Below are 17,994 nucleotides of genomic sequence, written 5' to 3' on the forward strand. Positions count from 1 at the left end.
CCGCACATCATCACGATAACTTAGTAGCGCTGATGTTGATGTGCCCGATCGAGCCATTATGCGATCATCAGGCTTCAGAAAAACGAGCAGTTTCCGATGACAAGCCGCTTGATCAAGGCGGAACTGGCTGTGGGTGCGCTGGCCACGGGCGGGCTCGCGATGTTGGTTTCGGCCTCGCCAGGCCCGAGCTGGCAACCCCCGGCCGCGGCCGTTTTCGTTTACGGCATCGTTGCTTCGATCCTGGTCATGGCACTGGCAGGCAAGCACGGCCTCGGCTGGGCCAACCGGGTCACCCTGCTGCGCGCCGCGATCACCTGCGCCCTCGCCGGCGCTCTCGTTCAACCCAGCCTGTTCGATGAGCGAGCGGGATTGATAGTCAGCCTGGCGCTGGTCTCGCTGGTGCTGGACGGCGTCGATGGCTGGCTGGCACGGCGCAACGGCGAGTCCAGCGCATTCGGGGCGCGTTTCGACATGGAGACCGACGGCGCGCTCATCCTCGTGTTGTGTGCCGGCCTATGGCTTTCCGGCCTCGCCCCGGCCTGGGTACTGGCCATCGGCCTGATGCGCCCGGCCTTTCTCGCCGGCGCCCTGATCTGGCCCTGGCTGTCGAAACCCCTTCCCGACAGCTTCCGCCGCAAACTGGTCTGCGTGGTCCAGGTTGCCGTATTGCTGATCGCTCTTGTGCCATTCGTGACGGCATTAATGCGCGTGGCCCTGCTGGCCGTCGCGCTGCTCGCCCTGTCAATTTCCTTCGCCACAGACATAGCCTGGCTGCTCAGGACTCGCCAGGCCTCGAAACATACGGAGCGGACCATTCCATGAATACGACACCTGCCATTCGCGGCCTGCTGGCCGCGCTTATCGTCGGCGTCTCGAACGCATCGTTCGCCGAGCCGGCAAACTTCGAAATCGACAAGGAGCACTTCTCCATTGCCTTCTTGGTCGAGCACGTGGGTTACGCCAATACGATCGGCCAGTTCCTCGAGGCCGAGGGCCGCTTCGTCTACGACGAATCAGCCAATCAACTGAGCGCAGGCGAGGTGATCATCGCGGCCGACAGCGTGTTCACGAATCACCGGCGCCGGGACAAGCACCTGAGAAGCGACGACTTCCTCGACGCCGACCGTCACGAGGCGATCCGCTTCGAGGCAACCCAATGGCGTCCCGCAGGCAAGCGAAAAGGCACGCTCGCAGGAGATCTCACCCTGCTCGGCCAAACGCGTGCAGTAGAACTGGGCGTAACCATCAACAAGTCCGCCAAATACCCCTTTGGCCACGGACGGCACACGCTCGGCATCTCGGCCCGCACGACCATCAAGCGCAGCGAGTGGGGCATGACCTACGGCGTCGAAGACGGCCTGGTCGGCGACGAAGTCGAACTGATTCTCGAGTTCGAGGCGATTCGGCAGTAACGCATGCAGGCTCTCCCGTTTAACAGGTGTCCCCTGCTCCACTGCGCGCCATCAGTAGCCGGTCGGACTGCCACCATTCCGGGTGGTGGTCTCGTATCCAGTCGCCCATGGCTTCTCGCAGGCGCATCTCCATCAGCCAGGTATCGGCCGGATTGCTGCCAGTGGCGACGAAAGAGATCTCCTGGTAGTCCTCGTTATGCTCCGTCACCAGCGTCAGTGTCATCCCGCCATCGACGGCATCGTCATCCTCGGCCACGATTTTCTCGAACACGTCTCTCAGCTCGCCCGGCCGTGCGCAATGGTCGAGCCGCAGGGTGAACGTGCGCGTGATCCTGGCGTCGACCATCGACCAGTTTTCGAACGGGTAGGTGATGAAGTACTGAACGGGAACTACCAGGCGTCGGCCGTCCCATACGCGCAGGACAAGGAAGCTGTAGTAGATCGATTCGACGTAACCCCAGTAGTCCTGGTACTTCACCGTGTCACCGATGCGCACCGGTTTGGCAATGGCGATCTGAAAGCTCGCGAGGCCGCGAGACAAGGCTGCTGCAGCGGGCGATCGCGTGCAGGGTGCAACAACAGATGTGAAGGAGTCGGCGCAGCACGCCCGGGACAGCCTCGTGCAATTTTATCGCGAGCAACCGTTGCTCGCGGGAAGCCTCGGCATCGCGATCGGCGCCGCCCTGGGTGCACTGGTGCCGCCGACCGGAATGGAAGACCGGATTTACGGTGACGCGAGCGACCGAAGCGTCGATGCTGCGAAGGCCAACGCCGCGGAGAAGTACGACGACGTTCGGGAGTCGGTCAGGGCGGAATAAACCCCTGGCCGAACACGGGCTCCGACCTGGCCGCGACCAGGGACCGGCACGATCACGGCGTCGTGCGCATCAAATTCAACAAGAGCCGGTTTATACTCTCATGGCGCCCGGCACGTCTGCCTGGGGTGAGAGTAAGACCAGATGAGAATCGTCGCTGCCGTTGATCGTTCCGACTTCGCCGACCTCGTCGTGGGGATGGTGCGCCGCCTCGCGGCCGCCGAATCGACCGAAGTGCTGCTCCTCAACATTGCGCCGCGCGAGGCCGACGTACTCGGCCGGCAGTTGTCCCGCAAAGAGGTACTGGATCCAGTGCCCGAGGCCCTGCGAGACCGACGCGAATTACTCGATCGGCTGGCCGGGGAGCTTCAAGCCAGCGGTATTCGTTGCTCCACGCTGCTGCTCAGGGGCGTGCCGGCGAAAGCAATCGTCCAGGAGGCGAGCCGCTGGTCAGCCGACCTGATCGTCGTCGGCTCGCAGGGACGCGGGATGCTCTATCGTCGCGTCCTGGGCAGCGTCAGCGAGGAGGTGCTGGCCGCACGCCGCTTCCCGGTGCTGGTGGTGCCGCGCCAGGTCGATGCCTGAGCGGCTGGAGGCGCCCTGAGCGTGCGCGTGCGACGAGTGCAGGCCGTATAGAGCACCTGTTCGCTGGCCGGTGCCCGCTCCTCCCAACGGGGCCGATTCCCGCGAGACTCTCGGGATCCCGGCGATCAGGGAAGTTTGCCACGAGCATAGCCTGTGGAAACGGAGCGCGTCGGCTTGCTAGGATCAGCGCTCACGAAGCCAGAGGCTCGGCACCATGGCGCTCAAGCTTTCCCCGCAGGACGCGCCCGCCTTTTGCGCCTTCATTTCCTACAGCCACGCCGACGAGCGTCACGCCGCCTGGCTGCAGAAAGCACTGGAACGCTGGAAAGTCCCCCGGCGCCTGGTCGGCAGCGAGGGGCGTTTCGGGCCCATCCCGGAGCGCCTGGGAAAGGTCTTCCTCGACCGGGACGAATTGCCCTCCGCATCCAGCCTGACTGACGAGATCCAGGCGGCCCTCGCGGCCTCCGAGACGCTGGTCGTCATTTGTTCCCCCGCCGCCGCCCGGTCCCGCTGGGTGAACGAGGAGATCCGCAGCTTCAAGGCCCTGGGCAAGGCACAGCGTGTCCTGGCCATGATCGTCGACGGCGAGCCCTGGGCCTCCGACCAGCCGGACCGGGCCGACGAGGAATGTTTTCCGAAGGCCCTCCGTTACACGGTCGATGCCGCTGGCGAGCTGACCCTGGAACGCACCGAGCTGATCGCGGCGGACCTGCGCCCGGGCAAGGACGGCAAGCAGGCGGCGTTGCTCAAGATCGTCGCCGGCATCCTGGGCGTGGGCTTCGACGCGCTGCGCCAGCGCGAAGCCCAGCGCCGGCAGCGCCGGCTCGCGGCCGTGGCGGCGGCCGCCGTCGTGGGCATGGGCATCACGTCGTTGCTCGCGGCCAGCGCCTGGTTCGCGCGCATCGAGGCGGACGTGCAACGCGCCAAGGCGGAGGCCAACTTCGACCTTGCCCGCGACGCCGTCGACCGCTACCTGACCCGGGTCGCAGAAAATCCGGAGCTCAAGACCAGCGGCCTGACGACCCTCCGGCGGCAACTGCTGGAGACCGCCCGCGAGTTCTACCAGGACTTCGCGTCCCGCCAGGACGGCGAGGAGATCACGGCGGAACTCGCGCATGCGCACCACCGCCTCGCGAACATCAGCCGCATCATGGGTGATCTCGACGTGGCCGAAGCGGAGGTCCGCCTCGCGATCGACAACACCGAGCAGTTGCTCGCCAGGGAGCCGCAAGACGAGCTGCATGCTTTCAACCTGGCGAACATGACCAGCGAGCTCGGGCTGGTACTGGCGGACCGTGGCAAACCGGAGGCTGGCGCAGCTTACGCGGAAGCCCTCGAGCGCATGGAGGCGCTCGACCTGCGGCGCAGCGACAACCTCTTCCGCCGCTCCGCCCTCGCCAGCCTGCTCGACAACTACGGCCAGTGGATCGAAAGCCAAGGCCGGCCGGCGGAGGCCGAAACCCGGTTGCTGGAGGCGCTGCGACTGCGCCAGGGGCTGGTGCTGGCGGATCCGGACAACCTGGCATACCAGGGCCTGGTGATTTACAGCGCCATCAATCTCTCGGCGCTGTATGGTCGTACGGGACAACTGGAGGCCGGGCGGGACACGGCCCGGCTCGGCGTGGACCAGGGCGAGGCCCTGCTGCCCCGCCAACCCGACAACCCAGAGACGCGCATCAGCCTCAGCGCCGCCTACGAGAACCTGGGCGGCATCGAAATGCTGCTGGAGAACTACGACGCATCCGCTGCGGCCTACGACCGGTCGCGAGAACTCAAGGCGGCGCTGGTCATGGACCATCCCGCGGTGCTCGACTACCGCCTGAAGCTGGCCGGCACCTACACGAACCTCGGCGAGCTCGCCAGCCGCCAGGCGAATCATCAAGACGCGCTGCCCTGGTATGACCAGTCCACCGAACTGCTCCGGTGGATCCTCGGCCGCTCCCCGGACATGGCCCTGGCCCGCTTTTACCTAAGCTACACCTGCGGCTGGCAGGGGCGCGCCCTCGATGCGCTCGCGCGCCGCACCGAGGCCGTCGACGCGTGGCAATGCGCCGTCGAGAACGACCCCACCGGGGACGCATCGCTGGTCGAGTCGCTGGAGGCGGCGCGCGCGCGGTTGTGATTCGCTGCCGCTGCTTTTGTCAGCGGTGAACCGGGACAGCGTCCTTGAAGATTTTTCCATCCTTCATGATCACGATGAAATTCTTCTCGGCGTCCGCGACGAGGTCGATATTCTCGAGCGGGTTGCCGTCTACCAGCAGGAGATCGGCGAGCGCCCCTTCTTCAACGACGCCCAGCTTTCCTTCATAGGGACTGCGCAGGCCCGACAACGCCAGCAGCTCGGCATTTCCCGAGGTCGCGATCCGTAGTGCCTCGGCCGGGGTGAACCAGCGGACCATGCCGGCCAGTTGCGCGCCCTGCGTCGCCGCCGTCTCGGCGTTGAACAGCGTGTCGGTGCCCCACGCGATCTTGAGCTTGTGTTTCTTTGCCAGTGCGTAGGCCCTATCCGTGCCGGCGAACATCGCGAGCTGCTTGCGGCGATTCGCCGAACCCTCCGGATACGGCGAGCGGCCGGTGTCCACGAACGGCTGCAGGCTCCACCAGGTGCCCTTGCGTGCCATCAGCTTGACGGTGTCCTCGTCGAGCATCTGGCCGTGGTCGATACATTTCACGCCGGCCTCGATCGCCTGCCGGACCGCCCGGGGCGTGTAGGCGTGCACGGTCACGTAGGTACCCCAGTTTTCGGCCGCCTCCACTGCCGCACGCAGTTCCGGCACGGTGTACTGGGTGACGTCGAGCGGATCGAAGCTGGAGGCGACGCCGCCCCCGGCCATCAGCTTGATCTGCGATGCGCCCAGCGCCAGTTGCTCGCGCGCGCGTAAACGGACCGCGTCGGGGTTATCGGCGATCGCGGCCGCGCCCACCCGCTCGCTGAAAGAGAAACTGCCCGGCGCCGCCGGAAGTTCGTTGGGCAGACGGAAATCGCCATGGCCGCCCGACTGCGAAATGAATGCGCCCGAAGGCCAGATCCGCGGCCCGGGTACCAGGCCCAGGTCGATGCCGCGCTTGAGCCCGTACACGGGTCCGCCCAGGTCGCGGATGCTGGTGAAGCCCCGCAACAGCATGTCCTCGGCGGCGCGCGTGGCGGCGACATTCAGAAAGCCCACGTCACTGGTCAGGACGGCGAGCTGCGGCACGGTCGCGAACATGATGTGGGTGTGCGCATCGATCAGCCCCGGCATCAGCGTGCGGCCTTCGCCGTGGATGATGCGGGTCATCGCGCTGCGGTCCGTGGCGATCGGGTCAGGGGATATCTTCTCGATGCGATTGCCACGCACCAGCACATTCACCGCGGCGGACAAGCGCTCGGACTTGCCGTCGTAGACCCGGACATTCTCGAACAGGATCGTTGTCGGCTGCGTACCCTGGGCGGCCGACACGGAGGCCGCCAGGCCGCTTGCCACGAGCACGCCCGCGACCAGGATCGATGACAGGAACCTCATGGAAGCCTCCTTGGCGCACGCGGCGCGCGTAATCACGAAAAATCCCGTCACGCCTGGAGGTCACCCCGTTGCCGAGCCACCCAGTGTGATCGCGGTAATCGCCAGGTCGATGAAAACACCTGCGAAGGTGATACAGATGCCGAGGATGAAAAGCTTGAGCGTCCTGCCGTAGTACGCGCCGGCCTCATCGCGCGGGTAGTCGTGGCGCAGGATGCGGAACAGGGTCGCGATCATCGCGATCGTCCCGGCCAGCACGCAACTGCCGACCAGTAGCGCCTGGATGGCGCCGAACGGGTTGTCGGTCTGCACCCAGGTGGCGGCGAAGCCCAGCGTGAAGCCGAGCAAGAGCCCGGTCGCAGTCACCATCGGTTGCCGATACGAGGACAAGGGATCCGGCGTGGTCACGGGACCATCGCCAGGAAGAGAAACACGGCGAACACGACCAGGTGCACAGCGCCCTGCAATATGGTGGCGCGCCCGGGCAGGACGGTCATGGCCGTCAACAACAGCGTCAGGCCCAGCAGCACCATCTCCGTGGGCGGCAAGCCGAGGGTCAGCGGCAGTCCGAGGGCGATCGACGCGACGGCGACCGCGGGGATGGTCAGGCCGATCGTCGCGAGCGCGGAGCCGAGCCCGAGGTTCATGCTGGTCTGCAGCCGGCCGCGCCTCGCGGCACGCAAGGCCGACATGGATTCAGGCAGCAGCACCATCATCGCGATGGCGATGCCTACCACTGCGCGCGGCATATCGGCTGAATCGACCGCGCCTTCAATAGTCGGCGCCAGCACCTTGGCCAGGCCGACGACCGCGACCAGCCCGACGAGCAGCAAGCCAAGACTCAGCAGCGCTGCGCGCAGGGTCGGGGGGGTTGCATGTTCTTCCTCGGCGCCAGCGTCTTCCGGCAGGAAATAGCCGCGGTGGCGCACCGTCTGGACGAAGATGAAGACGGCATAGAGCAGCAGCGACACGATTCCTGCGAAGGCAAGCTGAGACGACGAGTAGGTCGGCCCATCGCTGGCCAGCGTGAACTGCGGGAGCACGAGCGTGAGTGTTGCAAGCGTGGCCAGCACCGCGACCGCGGGCGTCGTCCCCTCGGGTTTGAAGCTCACCACCCGGTGGCGCAGTCCGCCGACGAGAAGGGACAAGCCCAGCACACCGTTGCACACGATCATCACGGTGGCGAATACCGTGTCACGCGCAAGCTCGCTCGATTCGGCGCCGCCCGAGAACATGACCGAGACGATCAACGATCCCTCGATCACGGTGACGGCCAGGGCGAGCACGAGAGTGCCGAAAGGTTCGCCGACCTTCAGCGCGATGACCTCGGCGTGGTGAACCGAGGCGAAGACCGCGGCGAACAGGAGTATCGTCGAAACGATCACGACCACCGAGGCGGCCGCGGGCAGCAGCCCGGCGAGCTTTGCCGTCAACCAGGCGCATGCCACTGCAGGCACGATCCAGGTTGACGGAGGCAGGCGCTCGATGGCGCGGGCGTCACTGGACAAGTCGTTACTCCGCAAGGCTGGCGGCGGCCAGTCTAGCAGAGCGCCTGGCGACATGACCGCGCTAGTCCGCCTTGCTCGACAGCTTCAACTGGACCAGCGCCAGTTCGCGCAGGATGCGGTTGGCCTCGAAGTGGCTGCCCATGAAGCCGCGCAGGAAGGTACTGACCTGGACCAGCACCACCACCAGGACGCCCCATTGCACGGCCTGGACAGGATCGCCGGCAGCCATCAGCTGGAAAGCTGCCCAGACGGCGGCGCCGAACAGCGACAGCTGGACGACCATGACCGTCCACAACACCCAGCCCAGCCGGCCGCGAAACAGGCCGAAGGCCTGGCGCAGGTACCCGGGCTCGTCGCCCAGCTCCGTCCAGGCGGCGCGGTCCTGCTCCTCAAGAGTCTTGCGGATCATGTCATCAACATTGCTCATGGTGATTCTCCTTGCAAAAGAACGCGCATGCGATGGCGCGCATGCATCAGCCGGGTCTTCACAGTGCCCGGCGCAATTTCGAGCGCGGCGGCGATCTCTGTCACCGTCAGGCCTTCCAGGTAGAACAGCGCCAGCGTGGCGCGATGGTGGGCCGGCAAGCCGTCCAGCAGCGCATGCAACTCAGCGGCTGAAGCGCCCTGCTCGGGTGATGCAGTGGTTGACGCCACGTCATCGAAAGTCTCGGCAACATCCCGCCGGCGTCGGCCTTGTGCTTGACGGATACTGCCGGCGCAGCGGCGCGAGACGATCCGATAGGCCCATGCGGGAAAGGCGCGTGCTTCGCGAAGACCGGACAACCCACGCAGGATCTCCAGCCAGGCCTCCTGGGTCGCCTCGCGCGCCGGCTCTTCCTCGCCCAATAGACGCCAGGCGTGCTTCAGCAACTTCGGCTGCCAACGCTGCGCCAACTGGCCCAGTGCGCTTCTGTCTCCCGTGCGGGCCACGGTCACCAGGTAGTGATCGAGCGCAATGGATTGGTCTGTCCGCACGTGTTCCTCCCCTGGTTGAGCGCCAGCCTGCCAGCTGTCAGCAGCCTTTCTGACGGCGGGGATCGTTGCACCAGCGCCGAAAATAACCGTCAACAGTCTTAGGGTGTTCGTGGAGAGGGAAACGGTTCAACGGTGGCGGGAGAAACTTGTTGAACGGCGAATAAATTCAGGGAGGCCAGGGCGGGAAGTGACAGCTTACGCCTCAGAGCTTCATTTGCAGCGCTCGCCAGGCCGCGCGGATAAGAGAAGTGTCGCGGGCAGCTTGTCTTAATTCTTCAAGTATCACTTCATCCATCCAGTACCCGCCGAGCATCACGGCGGCCGGGAATTCAACCGCACTGATCCGAGTCAACGGATCGTCGCGAAGTAACACGAGATTGGCGCGGTAGCCCGGTGCAATCATTCCGGTTTGCTCAAACCCCAAAGTCTGTGCGCTTGTCCGCGTGGCTGATGCCAGCGCCTGGTGCGGGGAAAGCCCTGCCTCGACCATGAGCTCCAGCTCCCGGGCCATGGATGCCCCCGGTATCACAGCGAATACTCCTGCGTCGGTTCCCGCGACCAGGGGGACGCCTGCCTCGTGCAGCAATCGAGTGGCCGTAAGATAGAAGTCGGCGCGTGGCCCCTCGTAAGCCGACGGATCGGCCTCGCTCCAGAACCTCGCTTCGGCACGCTGTGCAATACGTATCAGCGGGTTGATGGTGTCGGAGCCGGGGCGATCCAGGTATGCGCCCCTGGTCTCTGCAATCAGCACCAATCGCTTGTGAGCAAGTAGCGTGGGTGTCACCGCTTCGCCCGACGCCGCTAACCTGGCAGCCACCTCACGCATCTGGTTCTCATCCAGCCGACCACGAAGACTGTGCCAGACGAGTGTTTCGACATGCTCGAATGTCGTGAAACCCCGCCCTAGCGAAGCTTCCCACGGGATTTCGAAAGGCTTGTCGCGAGGCATCCCGGCGCTACGCCGCCCTTCTGGCGAATGGCCCATAATTCGCATGCCGAGCACGGCGGCCTCGTCGAGAATGGCGTCGAAGGCATCGCGACTCAGATTCGAGTACAGCTTCAGCCTGCGATATCCCGCGTCATATTGAGCACGCACGGCGGCGCGCGCCTCAGCGGCCGTCGCGACGGTCTGCTGAAGGAGGTTTTCATTCGGTCCAGGGCTGTTGAGTATCGGACCAGTGGTAATAAAGTCCGGGCTGAGAATCAGCCCCTCCGCAATGCGCTCGGAGAGGCGCAAATGGAATGGGTAGCCCGACACGTTACGCAGGCCGGTAACCCCGTGAGCAAGATAGCCTGCCAACTCCGCCTCGTCACTAAGATGGATATGTGCATCGATCAGCCCCGGCATGAGACTGAGTCCGCGGGCGTTGACGATGCGCACGCCTTCCGGAGCCGATAATTCCCCGGCGGCGCCCACCTGGACGATGCGATCCCCGATGACCAGCACGGACCGTGCATCTTCGACATCCGGCGCCCCAGGGATCATCGAGATCAGCCGAACGTTGTCGATCAGCACGCCGGCAGGTTTATGCTGCGCCGGTTCGAGCGCCTGCGGAAAATCAGTCACGATCTGCCACAGCCAGGCGAGCGCTATGGTAAAGATTATCGCGATCGCGACGCCGGCCTTTCCGGTCCTCGTGAATCTCGTGTTCTGCATTTTTTTACCTGACCGGTCTGACATCTTGGAAAGATGTCATCACCTTGGCCGTCTTGCTGCTTTTTTTCGTCCGGTATCCGGATTTTGCACTTGCTGGCGCTGATATTGGCTTGGCGTCAGGCCGGTACTGGCTTTGAACAGCGTATTGAAAGTGGACTTGGAATTAAAACCGGCGGCAAAAGCGATTTCCAGAATGGGCGTTCGGCCGGGCAACTGCAGCTCTCGCTGCACATGCGCCAACCTGAGTTGATTGATGTAATCACAAAAACTGATGCCGGCTCCCCGATTGATGGCCCAGGACACATCTTTAGTCCCCAAACCGGTCAGTTCCGCCAGGTCGGCCACCGCCAGCCGGGGTTGCAGATACAACTGCTGCTGTTCGATCAGTTCAGCCAGTTCCATGAACACCGCCCGCGCCCGGGCATCCGTAGCCGTGGTCGTGCTCTCGGCCACCGCCGCATTCGTATCGAGCCCGTCGAAAAACTCCTGCTGCCGGCTGGCGCGCAATACCAGCAGGCAAATCAAGGCGAAAACCAGCAACTGCTGCAGGAAATACCACTGGTTACGGAGTTCATAAGGCAAATAGGGCTGTAGATTCAGCCGGACCAGGTCAGCCAGCAACAAGCCGGCCAGCGCCAGTAGCAGCCAGATCAGCCATTGAAGGCCCAGCCGATCGGCATCGGACCGTTCGGAGCGTAGCTTCTGTTGGTATTGCCACAATAGGTGCGCGGCTACCGCCAGATAGATCAGCTGGCTTGCGGTACCCAGTGCCAACACCAGCTGTACTTGCCCAGCCAGGGGCAACAACAGCACGGCAGGTATGGCATGTCTGCCATCACGCCATCGAAGTTGCGCATCAGAAAATGCCAGCTGGCGAACCAACAGATAACAAGCCGGCCCGATGAGCAGGCTGAAAGCCGGCGTGACCATTAGCACGTGGCGAGTGATGCCGGTTTCTTCCAGAAGATTGAACAACATCAGCCCGCTGTTCATTCCCAGCAACAATAACAGCCCACGTAGGCGCGGTTGCGGCCAGATCATCGCAGCCATCAGCAAACTGCCAAAGATGACAGTGACCTGCAGCACATTCACCGGAAGTAAAACCAGTGGCGAAATCAGCGGCGAAATCAGCGAGTCGGCCGCTGCGGCGTTTGAGATGGACTCAAACATGATCAGCAGTGGGGCCGGTCCATGTTGTCGTTGACTCAAGGACCGCTCGATCGCCCGCCGCACACGACAGGCATCGATTGTTCCTCGGGCTGGCCAAGATGTGTTTCATTATCGTTCTGAAGATGCTGAACGTGATGGCGAGTGACCGCCTGTACTTGAACGCGCCTTGCTGGTTCTTGCTCGACCTTGACTGGAGTATAAGCGCGAATCTCGAGGCCTTAAGCATCGCGACCTGCTTGTGGAAGAATAGGGAGCCTGACGTGGGAGGCCCGACACGATGCGTGACCTGGCGAGGCAGTTGACCCTTTTATTGAATGCGTCGGCCAGCGCCAACGTGGATTTTTGGGCGCTGTACGGAGAAGCAGCCAAAACATCGATCGGCTTCTTCTGGAAAGCGAACCGGACCTGTCTCGCCGTCATGCTGAGCGGACTCGTTCTCCACAATCCGGGCAGCGCCTGATCATGTTTTCCTTCTGGAGCTGGACGCTGGCGGCCGTGCTTGCACTGGCGTTTGCCCCGCTGGCCATGAAGATGGCGTTGTCGGTCGGCGGCTCCACGTTGCCGGTGGCACTGGTCACGGCCCTGGTCGCGGCCTTGCTGGTCTGCGGCTGGATGCTGGTGCGCGACAAGGCGCGCAGATTGCCGCGCATGCCGTGGCGCCAGCGCATGGCCCTGCTGCTGGTCGGTGCGCTCGGTTCCGGCCTGGTCCCGCTGTTCGGGATCCTGGCCATGACGGAGACCAGCGCGTCGAACCGTGCACTGTTCCAGTCGGCCTACCCGGCCGCGACCGCGCTGGCGGCCCGGTTCCTGCTCGGCGAACGCCTCGGGCCGTTGAGCTACGTGCTCATCGCACTGGTCTGCACCGGCCTCGTCTTGATGAACATCGAGCCGGGCGCGGGACTGTCGATGCTGAACTGGCCGTTCTGGCTGTTGCTGACCACCCTCCCCATGATCGGCCTGGCGGACGTGATCGCGAAGAAAAACCTGGTCGACCAGCCACCGGAAGTGGTGGCCGCCGGTCGCGCCGTGGGCGGGGTGCTCATTCTCGCGCTGGCGCTGCCGTGGGCCCTCGCCGACCTCGGCAACACCTTGCACGCAGCATGGCACTGGCTGTTGCTGGGCGGCGTGTGCATGGGCGTCTTTGCGGTGGCTCTCTACCAGGTGTTCGACCGCACAGAGGCCTCGCTGGCCGCGAGCCTGGTCGCGCTTGCGCCGGTGCTGACCCTGGCCGCCGAGGCCGCGTTGCTCGGGGTTTCACTGCATGCCTGGCAGTGGGCCGGCTTCGCGCTGGTGCTCGTTGCGCTGCTGTGGCTGGGCCGGCGAGTTTGAGCGCCGCGCCGGACCGGGCGGTTTTCCCCTGCTGCCCCCTGGGCATCGCATTCTGGCAGAATCCCGAACCATGCCGGACGGCAAATCATGATCATCGAGCGGGGAAACGCCATGCGCATTCATCATCAAAGTTCGTCTATCGGAATCCTGAAGGTGATTGCGCTCTCGGTTGCCGTGTCGGTCGGCGCTTCGATCGCCATGCCGGTCCATGCTGAAGTCGAGCAGGAGGCTGCCGCCCGAACAATCACGCTCGACGGCCTGGAATGGGCGCCCGCGAGCAGCGGCGAAGACATCAAGTGGCCCGAGGCCGTCGAATACTGTGCAGCGCTCTCGCTGGCCGGCCACGATGACTGGCGCCTGCCCACGCTGGCGGAACTGGCAGGGCTGCACGATGCGGACGGTGAGGGCGGAGAAGGCATCCGCAGTCCCTTCGTCATCGGAAGCTGTTGTTTGTGGAGCAGCGAATCGCTGGTCGATCGTCCGGCCGAGGACGGCGACGAGATCGCGGGACGACCGGAGATGTATCACTGGGGATTCATGTTCGACGGCGGTTTTCCCTACTACGCCGTGCATATTTTCGATGATGGTCGCGCGCTGTGTACGCGCGATGTCGAGGGCGCCGCGGAATAGGCCGCGCCATTCCCGGCCGGACTCACCAGTAGCCGATCATCCGGCCGCAGCTGATCACGGTCAGCCAGGTCAGCAGGGAAAGACTGCCGAAGCTCGCGAGAATCCTCTGGTCGCCGGGTTCGGACCGCAGCCCCGCTGCGGCCCGTCGCCAGGCCGCAAGACGCTGGATGATCGCGACGTTCAACAGTCCGAGCACGATGACCGGCAGCTTGATGTATAAGAACGGATTGCCGTGGTATTCGGTCGTGTTGAACGACAGCATCATGATGCCGCTGATTGCAGCGAGCACGAAGCCGAACGCGGCCAGCGGGACCGTGGGCCGGATCAGGCTGACTGCGGGAATCGAACGCCAGAGTCCCAGCAGTTTCAGGTCCAGCAACAGCACGGCGCCGAACAGGCTGCTGATGCCGATGATGTGGGCCAGGTTGAGCAGGCCGTAGGTCCAGATGCCCAGGCCGCGCAGGAACCCGGCCAGCGCCGAGCTTTCCAGCCAGGTCATCACCTCAAGCATGGGCGACGCCCCGGATGTCCAACTTACTCGGGCGGGTAGACGTCGAACACCTGGTCTTTCCAGACCACGCGCCGGACCTTGGCCTCGAAGACCTCCGGATCCTCGTTGCGCTCACCGAACACCGTCACCTCGGCGCCGACCGGAATGATGTCTTCGCGCAGGCCGGCGCGATGGGTACGCGGCCCCGGCGCCAGCGTGATGTCCCAGGTATTCCCGTCCGCATCCTTGATCTGCATCGTGCCATGCGCACCGGCCAGCCTGACGCCGGTCACCACCGTACCCGTCACTTCGACCTCGCCGGCGCTATTGCCCGACCAGCCATGATGCGCGAGAACGGGAACCGCGCTCGCGGCCAGCACCAGGAGCAGGAATCCTTTCAGAAGTGAGCGTTTCATCGGCGTACCAGCGAAGCTTGGGAAGGTGATTCCGATCCTACCAAGAATTCCGGTCGAGTTGGCTACGATACCGCCAGCGCTTTCAGAAGCGTCGCTTTATGGGTATCGTCTATCCATCTTTTGACCCGCTCCCGCTCGACGCCATCAATCATCCTGGGAACCCGACGATGCCTAAACTGACTGTCCTGTTCGCTGCCCTGCTGATCGCTCTCGGCGTCGGCGCGTTCCTCTTCTCCGGCAGCCGGACCGCGCTGCTGCCGGCCTACGCCGGCCTCGTGATCGGGATCCTCGGCGGGCTCGCACTCGCCTTCGAAGGCGGACGACGGCACCTGATGCACGTCGCCGCCGTGGTCGCGCTGCTCGGCGCGCTGGCCCCGGCCGCGACGCTCGTCATCCGGGCGGCGCAGATGAGCCCGCTCGCGCTGACGGTGAACATCGGTATGCTGGTGCTGTGCGGCGGGCTGCTCGCGCTGATGGTGCAGTCGTTCATCGCCGCGCGCCGGGCGGCCTGAGCCTACCGAAACCCGTAGATTGCGCGGTCGCGGTCCGCCTGCCAGGCGCGGTGCACCGCATCGAGCCCGCCGGCCTCGCTGATCGCCTCGGTGATCTCTTCGGGCCGGATCCGCTCGATGTCCAGCAGCCCCAGTGCCCAGCCGATGGCCGATTCCAGTCGTGCCAGCCCGGGACCGCCGAGACCGGGCCAGAACAACCGCGCAAGCGCCCCAATGGGCTTCTTTCGCGCGAACTCCAGCAAGCCCGCGTCGCTGAGCGTCCCCGCCCAGCGCTCCGGGTTACCCCGTGCCGCGACATAAAGCGTGACGGCACGGGCGACCTCCTCGACCCACCGTCGTTCGCGCGCCGCCAGCTCCGTTTCCAGGAGCTGGCCCGGGTCATCGAACAGCGCCGACGGTTCCGCATCGGCCGGCAGCAGGTCGAAGATCAGGTGAATCCGGTCCGCGCCGGAGTCGTTGCAGGCGTCATGCAGGGCCTTGTTGTCGAACCACCAGAGCTCGCCCTCGCGCATCCGCACCGATTCGCCACCCGCGTTGAGCACGCTGCCCTTCTCGCTCCGGATCACCAGGTGGTAACGGTCCCGCAGCCGGTAATATTCGCCGCGATCCACGTGCGGCAACACGGTTTTGCCGGCCGGCAGGCAGGCGAAACGCGCGCGGCCCGGCGTGGCACCCTGCTCGGCTGCGAACGCCTCGATGAAGGCGACGGTCGCGGAAAACTTCGCGGACAACGACGTCCAGCGGCTCTCGTGCACGTCCCGCCGGCGGCGCCCGCGGATGCAGGATCGCCGCAGGCCCCGGAGCGGGATCGCGTTGGTGTCACGCTGCGCCGGCGCCGTGAGCTGGCGGCCGACCTGGAGATCCCATGCGCTCGAGTGACGCCCCAGTTCCAGCCGCAGGGGCTCGAGATCGACGCCGGTACGGATGCGACGGAAATGCACCATGACCGTTCTCCTACAAGGCTGCCTGGAAGCGGAACATCAGGATCGAGCCGTCCTCGTCGATGCCGTCCCGGTTCGGCGCGGCGTCGTAGCGGCTGTAGTTGAGGCTGGTCCGCAGGTGCTCGTTCCAGTACAGCGACACGGCCGCCGTGACCTGGGTCTGCTCGCCGCCCGTCACGACGCCGTCGTCCAGGTCGAGCATGCTGTAGCGCAGGGAGAATTCGAGCGCACCCCAGTCGCCTTTCGGCCGCACGGCCGTCGGCACGCCGCGTGAACGGCTGTAGCGATAGCGCTCCCCGGTGACCAGCCAGCTCGCCTGGGCATAGCCGCCGCTGAAGTCCGCCGCCTCGGATCCACCGTCCAGGCTCATGAACATGTACTCGCCCTGCAGCCGCACGTTGTCGAGGATGCCCATCACTTCCAGCCCGGTGGTGGAGAGGCTGTCGATGCCGGCGAGGGAGCGGGTGTCAACCAGCCGTTCGTTCGCAAGGCGGGATTCGGGGCGCGCGCGGATACGCACATCGGCATTGGAATCGACCGAGCGGTACTCGTGGGCAATACCGAAGTGCAGTACCTGGCGCCTCTTGCGTATCGGCGCATAGGTGAAGCGGCCGATGATCGAGTTGCCGTCGACAGCGCGCCGGTCGAGATCGCTGAGCTCGTTGCCGAACACGCCCGCCGTCGCGCTCCAGTTGCTGCCCCAGGTCCTGGCCGAGGCACCCGTGAGCATCGCAGGACTCAACGCCGAGGCGAGAGAGCGCTCCATCAAGGCGAGATCGTTGGAACTCGAGAGCTCATCCAGCGAAAACGGCGCCACCTGGTTGCCGACCGTGACGCGCACGCGCTTCCAGCCGCCGTAGCGGACGTAAAGACTGCGCCAACCGTCCACCAAGCCCAGGTCGTAGTCGGCCCGGAATTGCCAGTCGTCATAGCCGGCGCGCAATATCAGGCGTGCGCGGCGGAAGTCCTGGTCGTCCTCGAGCAAGGTGACGTCGTCGCTGTAGCGCGCCACGTCATAGTGGATGCGTCCGCCGAGCCGCACGTAGCGATCGTCATCCCACTCCATCATCGCGCCGTCGTCGAGCGTGAACGAAGTCTCCGCCGCCTGGCTGGCCACCGCGGGCGCCAGGGCGAGAGCAGCGATCATCAGGTAACGATTCCAGGGACTTTGCATCATCATCTCCATGTGTTCGGCATAGGTGATCAGGGGGCGGCGACGCTGGTCGCGTCTGCGACCGGTTTGCATGGCTGCCCTGCATTGCAGACGTCGTCGAAGAAGCGGGCGACATGCTCGTGCATGCGCCCCTGCGCGTAACATTCCTGCCAGTCATGGCCCGCCTCCGGTACGACGACCAGCCGACAGGCGGAGGCCTGCCCGGCCTTGCTGGCGGCGCGCTCGAGCGCGGCCACCCAGGCGGTGGCGCGGGCGAGACGGTTGTCGCCCTGCTCACGGTCCAGTACCCGGTTGGAACGCAGCGCCGGGTCGCGCTCCACGTCCCGGTCGCCGACGAGCACGCATTTCGGCAATTGCAGAAAGGCCGGGAAGTCGATCGCGAGCGAGGCCGGCAGGCGCCCGGGCGAGAGTCCGTAGGGGAAGCTCGCCGCGACGGTCGGGAAGGTGTACCAGCCGGCCGCAGCCAGGGCGACGCCCGCGACACGCTCCGGCCGCACCAGTGCATACCGGTGGGCGAACTGGGCACCGCCCGAGAATCCGTACAACAGGCAAGGCCGGTCACCGACGGTCTCATCCAGCATCGCGTCCAGCGCTGCCACGGGGTGCAGCGTGCGGTTGGAGGACCTGAGCCGCTGGTAGCCGCGGTAACGTCGGCGATCGAACAGGGGCGCCAGCAGCTCGGTGCCGGTCCGCTCGGCCCAGTCGATGAATGCTTCCAGGTGGCCCTCCGCATCGCGACTGATGCCGTGTACGCAAACCAAGGGGGGACGTTGCGGATCCGGGTTGCCCGGCACGAACCGCAGGTAGCGGGTGCGGTGATCGGTTGCCAGGCGATGCTTGACCGGGGCGCCGGCCGGGACTGATGAGCGGGTCATGCAGC

General features: G+C 65.1%; 22 protein-coding genes. 9 read left to right on the forward strand and 13 right to left on the reverse strand.

Features of this window, described 5'->3' with window-relative positions; all coding sequences use genetic code 11:
- Positions 1–96: 96 nt before the first annotated feature.
- Both G6032_RS12240 and G6032_RS12245 read left to right on the forward strand, forming a co-directional pair.
- A complete protein-coding gene (locus G6032_RS12240) occupies positions 97–822 on the forward strand; it encodes a CDP-alcohol phosphatidyltransferase family protein (protein ID WP_165282442.1) in 726 nt (241 codons plus the stop codon).
- A complete protein-coding gene (locus G6032_RS12245) occupies positions 819–1,412 on the forward strand; it encodes a YceI family protein (RefSeq protein ID WP_165282443.1) in 594 nt (197 codons plus the stop codon). Before G6032_RS12240 ends, G6032_RS12245 begins: the two co-directional genes overlap by 4 nt.
- A gap of 19 nt (positions 1,413–1,431) precedes the next feature.
- Here G6032_RS12245 and G6032_RS12250 read toward each other — a convergent pair whose 3' ends face one another.
- Positions 1,432–1,953 (reverse strand): mechanosensitive ion channel domain-containing protein, encoded by a 522-nt coding sequence (locus tag G6032_RS12250; protein WP_165282444.1) that lies wholly within the window; start codon positions 1,951–1,953, stop codon positions 1,432–1,434.
- A 79-nt stretch (positions 1,954–2,032) separates the two neighbouring features.
- Here G6032_RS12250 and G6032_RS12255 point away from each other — a divergent pair, with 79 nt between their 5' ends.
- The 3 genes from G6032_RS12255 to G6032_RS12265 all read left to right on the forward strand — a co-directional run bounded on the left by G6032_RS12255 (position 2,033) and on the right by G6032_RS12265 (position 4,934).
- On the forward strand, positions 2,033–2,230 hold the full coding sequence (locus tag G6032_RS12255; protein WP_165282445.1) for a hypothetical protein: 198 nt from the start codon (positions 2,033–2,035) through the stop codon (positions 2,228–2,230).
- A 141-nt stretch (positions 2,231–2,371) separates the two neighbouring features.
- Positions 2,372–2,812, forward strand: coding sequence for a universal stress protein (locus tag G6032_RS12260; RefSeq protein WP_165282446.1), 441 nt, complete (start codon positions 2,372–2,374; stop codon positions 2,810–2,812).
- A 214-nt stretch (positions 2,813–3,026) separates the two neighbouring features.
- On the forward strand, positions 3,027–4,934 hold the full coding sequence (locus G6032_RS12265; protein ID WP_165282447.1) for a TIR domain-containing protein: 1,908 nt from the start codon (positions 3,027–3,029) through the stop codon (positions 4,932–4,934).
- Positions 4,935–4,953: 19 nt separating this feature from the next.
- Here G6032_RS12265 and G6032_RS12270 read toward each other — a convergent pair whose 3' ends face one another.
- From G6032_RS12270 to G6032_RS12300, 7 genes are all read right to left on the reverse strand, one after another.
- Entirely contained in the window at positions 4,954–6,315 is a 1,362-nt protein-coding gene (locus tag G6032_RS12270) for an amidohydrolase family protein (protein ID WP_165282448.1), read from the reverse strand.
- Positions 6,316–6,375: 60 nt separating this feature from the next.
- Positions 6,376–6,720 carry a hypothetical protein gene (locus G6032_RS12275; protein WP_165282449.1) on the reverse strand — a complete coding sequence of 115 codons (345 nt, stop codon included), beginning with the start codon at positions 6,718–6,720 and terminating at the stop codon, positions 6,376–6,378.
- Positions 6,717–7,820, reverse strand: coding sequence for an ionic transporter y4hA (locus G6032_RS12280; protein WP_206211970.1), 1,104 nt, complete (start codon positions 7,818–7,820; stop codon positions 6,717–6,719). The genes G6032_RS12275 and G6032_RS12280 overlap by 4 nt, the downstream gene beginning before the upstream one ends.
- 61 nt (positions 7,821–7,881) lie before the next feature.
- Positions 7,882–8,247: a DUF6768 family protein gene (locus G6032_RS12285; protein ID WP_165282451.1), complete on the reverse strand. Its 366-nt coding sequence runs from the start codon at positions 8,245–8,247 to the stop codon at positions 7,882–7,884.
- Positions 8,244–8,888, reverse strand: a complete 645-nt coding sequence (locus G6032_RS12290) for a sigma-70 family RNA polymerase sigma factor (protein ID WP_206211971.1) — start codon at positions 8,886–8,888, stop codon at positions 8,244–8,246. Before G6032_RS12290 ends, G6032_RS12285 begins: the two co-directional genes overlap by 4 nt.
- A gap of 109 nt (positions 8,889–8,997) precedes the next feature.
- On the reverse strand, positions 8,998–10,452 hold the full coding sequence (locus G6032_RS12295; RefSeq protein ID WP_165282452.1) for an amidohydrolase family protein: 1,455 nt from the start codon (positions 10,450–10,452) through the stop codon (positions 8,998–9,000).
- Positions 10,453–10,491: 39 nt separating this feature from the next.
- Positions 10,492–11,622, reverse strand: a complete 1,131-nt coding sequence (locus G6032_RS12300; RefSeq protein WP_165282453.1) for an AraC family transcriptional regulator — start codon at positions 11,620–11,622, stop codon at positions 10,492–10,494.
- Positions 11,623–11,899: 277 nt separating this feature from the next.
- On the opposite strand from G6032_RS12300, the gene G6032_RS12305 reads away from it, so the two are divergent.
- The 3 genes from G6032_RS12305 to G6032_RS12315 all read left to right on the forward strand — a co-directional run bounded on the left by G6032_RS12305 (position 11,900) and on the right by G6032_RS12315 (position 13,581).
- The gene (locus G6032_RS12305) at positions 11,900–12,082 is read left to right on the forward strand and encodes a hypothetical protein (protein ID WP_165282454.1); all 183 of its coding nucleotides are present in this window, start codon (positions 11,900–11,902) and stop codon (positions 12,080–12,082) included.
- A gap of 2 nt (positions 12,083–12,084) precedes the next feature.
- Positions 12,085–12,951: a DMT family transporter gene (locus G6032_RS12310; RefSeq protein ID WP_165282455.1), complete on the forward strand. Its 867-nt coding sequence runs from the start codon at positions 12,085–12,087 to the stop codon at positions 12,949–12,951.
- Positions 12,952–13,104: 153 nt separating this feature from the next.
- The gene (locus G6032_RS12315; protein WP_165282456.1) at positions 13,105–13,581 is read left to right on the forward strand and encodes a DUF1566 domain-containing protein; all 477 of its coding nucleotides are present in this window, start codon (positions 13,105–13,107) and stop codon (positions 13,579–13,581) included.
- Positions 13,582–13,603: 22 nt separating this feature from the next.
- Here the strand turns inward: G6032_RS12315 and G6032_RS12320 are convergent, their stop codons facing one another.
- Together G6032_RS12320 and G6032_RS12325 are read right to left on the reverse strand one after the other, a co-directional pair.
- On the reverse strand, positions 13,604–14,092 hold the full coding sequence (locus G6032_RS12320) for a hypothetical protein (protein WP_165282457.1): 489 nt from the start codon (positions 14,090–14,092) through the stop codon (positions 13,604–13,606).
- 23 nt (positions 14,093–14,115) lie between these two features.
- A complete protein-coding gene (locus G6032_RS12325) occupies positions 14,116–14,487 on the reverse strand; it encodes a hypothetical protein (RefSeq protein ID WP_165282458.1) in 372 nt (123 codons plus the stop codon).
- A gap of 167 nt (positions 14,488–14,654) precedes the next feature.
- On the opposite strand from G6032_RS12325, the gene G6032_RS12330 reads away from it, so the two are divergent.
- Complete coding sequence (locus tag G6032_RS12330) at positions 14,655–14,999, forward strand: hypothetical protein (protein WP_165282459.1); 345 nt, start codon at positions 14,655–14,657, stop codon at positions 14,997–14,999.
- Between the two features lie 2 nt (positions 15,000–15,001).
- Here the strand turns inward: G6032_RS12330 and G6032_RS12335 are convergent, their stop codons facing one another.
- Genes G6032_RS12335 through G6032_RS12345 form a run of 3 tightly spaced genes read right to left on the reverse strand, consistent with a single transcriptional unit; the run spans position 15,002 to position 17,989 of the window.
- Complete coding sequence (locus G6032_RS12335; protein WP_165282460.1) at positions 15,002–15,943, reverse strand: aspartyl/asparaginyl beta-hydroxylase domain-containing protein; 942 nt, start codon at positions 15,941–15,943, stop codon at positions 15,002–15,004.
- 10 nt (positions 15,944–15,953) lie between these two features.
- Positions 15,954–17,186 carry a porin gene (locus G6032_RS12340; protein ID WP_165282461.1) on the reverse strand — a complete coding sequence of 411 codons (1,233 nt, stop codon included), beginning with the start codon at positions 17,184–17,186 and terminating at the stop codon, positions 15,954–15,956.
- Complete coding sequence (locus tag G6032_RS12345) at positions 17,144–17,989, reverse strand: alpha/beta hydrolase (protein ID WP_165282462.1); 846 nt, start codon at positions 17,987–17,989, stop codon at positions 17,144–17,146. The genes G6032_RS12340 and G6032_RS12345 overlap by 43 nt, the downstream gene beginning before the upstream one ends.
- Positions 17,990–17,994 lie beyond the last annotated feature (5 nt).

This window comes from Wenzhouxiangella sp. XN24 (assembly GCF_011064545.1).
GTDB lineage: Bacteria > Pseudomonadota > Gammaproteobacteria > Steroidobacterales > XN24 > XN24.

Excerpts from the sequence above, each read along its gene's own strand:
- G6032_RS12260 (WP_165282446.1), top strand. The coding sequence starts at position 2,372 with ATGAGAATCGTCGCTGCCGTTGATCGTTCCGACTTCGCCGACCTCGTC.
- G6032_RS12240 (WP_165282442.1), top strand. The coding sequence starts at position 97 with ATGACAAGCCGCTTGATCAAGGCGGAACTGGCTGTGGGTGCGCTGGCC.
- G6032_RS12310 (WP_165282455.1), top strand. The coding sequence starts at position 12,085 with ATGTTTTCCTTCTGGAGCTGGACGCTGGCGGCCGTGCTTGCACTGGCG.
- G6032_RS12245 (WP_165282443.1), top strand. The coding sequence starts at position 819 with ATGAATACGACACCTGCCATTCGCGGCCTGCTGGCCGCGCTTATCGTC.
- G6032_RS12335 (WP_165282460.1), bottom strand. The coding sequence starts at position 15,943 with ATGGTGCATTTCCGTCGCATCCGTACCGGCGTCGATCTCGAGCCCCTG.
- G6032_RS12285 (WP_165282451.1), bottom strand. The coding sequence starts at position 8,247 with ATGAGCAATGTTGATGACATGATCCGCAAGACTCTTGAGGAGCAGGAC.
- G6032_RS12300 (WP_165282453.1), bottom strand. The coding sequence starts at position 11,622 with ATGTTTGAGTCCATCTCAAACGCCGCAGCGGCCGACTCGCTGATTTCG.
- G6032_RS12330 (WP_165282459.1), top strand. The coding sequence starts at position 14,655 with ATGCCTAAACTGACTGTCCTGTTCGCTGCCCTGCTGATCGCTCTCGGC.
- G6032_RS12305 (WP_165282454.1), top strand. The coding sequence starts at position 11,900 with ATGCGTGACCTGGCGAGGCAGTTGACCCTTTTATTGAATGCGTCGGCC.
- G6032_RS12340 (WP_165282461.1), bottom strand. The coding sequence starts at position 17,186 with ATGCAAACCGGTCGCAGACGCGACCAGCGTCGCCGCCCCCTGATCACC.
- G6032_RS12265 (WP_165282447.1), top strand. The coding sequence starts at position 3,027 with ATGGCGCTCAAGCTTTCCCCGCAGGACGCGCCCGCCTTTTGCGCCTTC.
- G6032_RS12295 (WP_165282452.1), bottom strand. The coding sequence starts at position 10,452 with ATGCAGAACACGAGATTCACGAGGACCGGAAAGGCCGGCGTCGCGATC.
- G6032_RS12345 (WP_165282462.1), bottom strand. The coding sequence starts at position 17,989 with ATGACCCGCTCATCAGTCCCGGCCGGCGCCCCGGTCAAGCATCGCCTG.
- G6032_RS12325 (WP_165282458.1), bottom strand. The coding sequence starts at position 14,487 with ATGAAACGCTCACTTCTGAAAGGATTCCTGCTCCTGGTGCTGGCCGCG.
- G6032_RS12270 (WP_165282448.1), bottom strand. The coding sequence starts at position 6,315 with ATGAGGTTCCTGTCATCGATCCTGGTCGCGGGCGTGCTCGTGGCAAGC.
- G6032_RS12320 (WP_165282457.1), bottom strand. The coding sequence starts at position 14,092 with ATGCTTGAGGTGATGACCTGGCTGGAAAGCTCGGCGCTGGCCGGGTTC.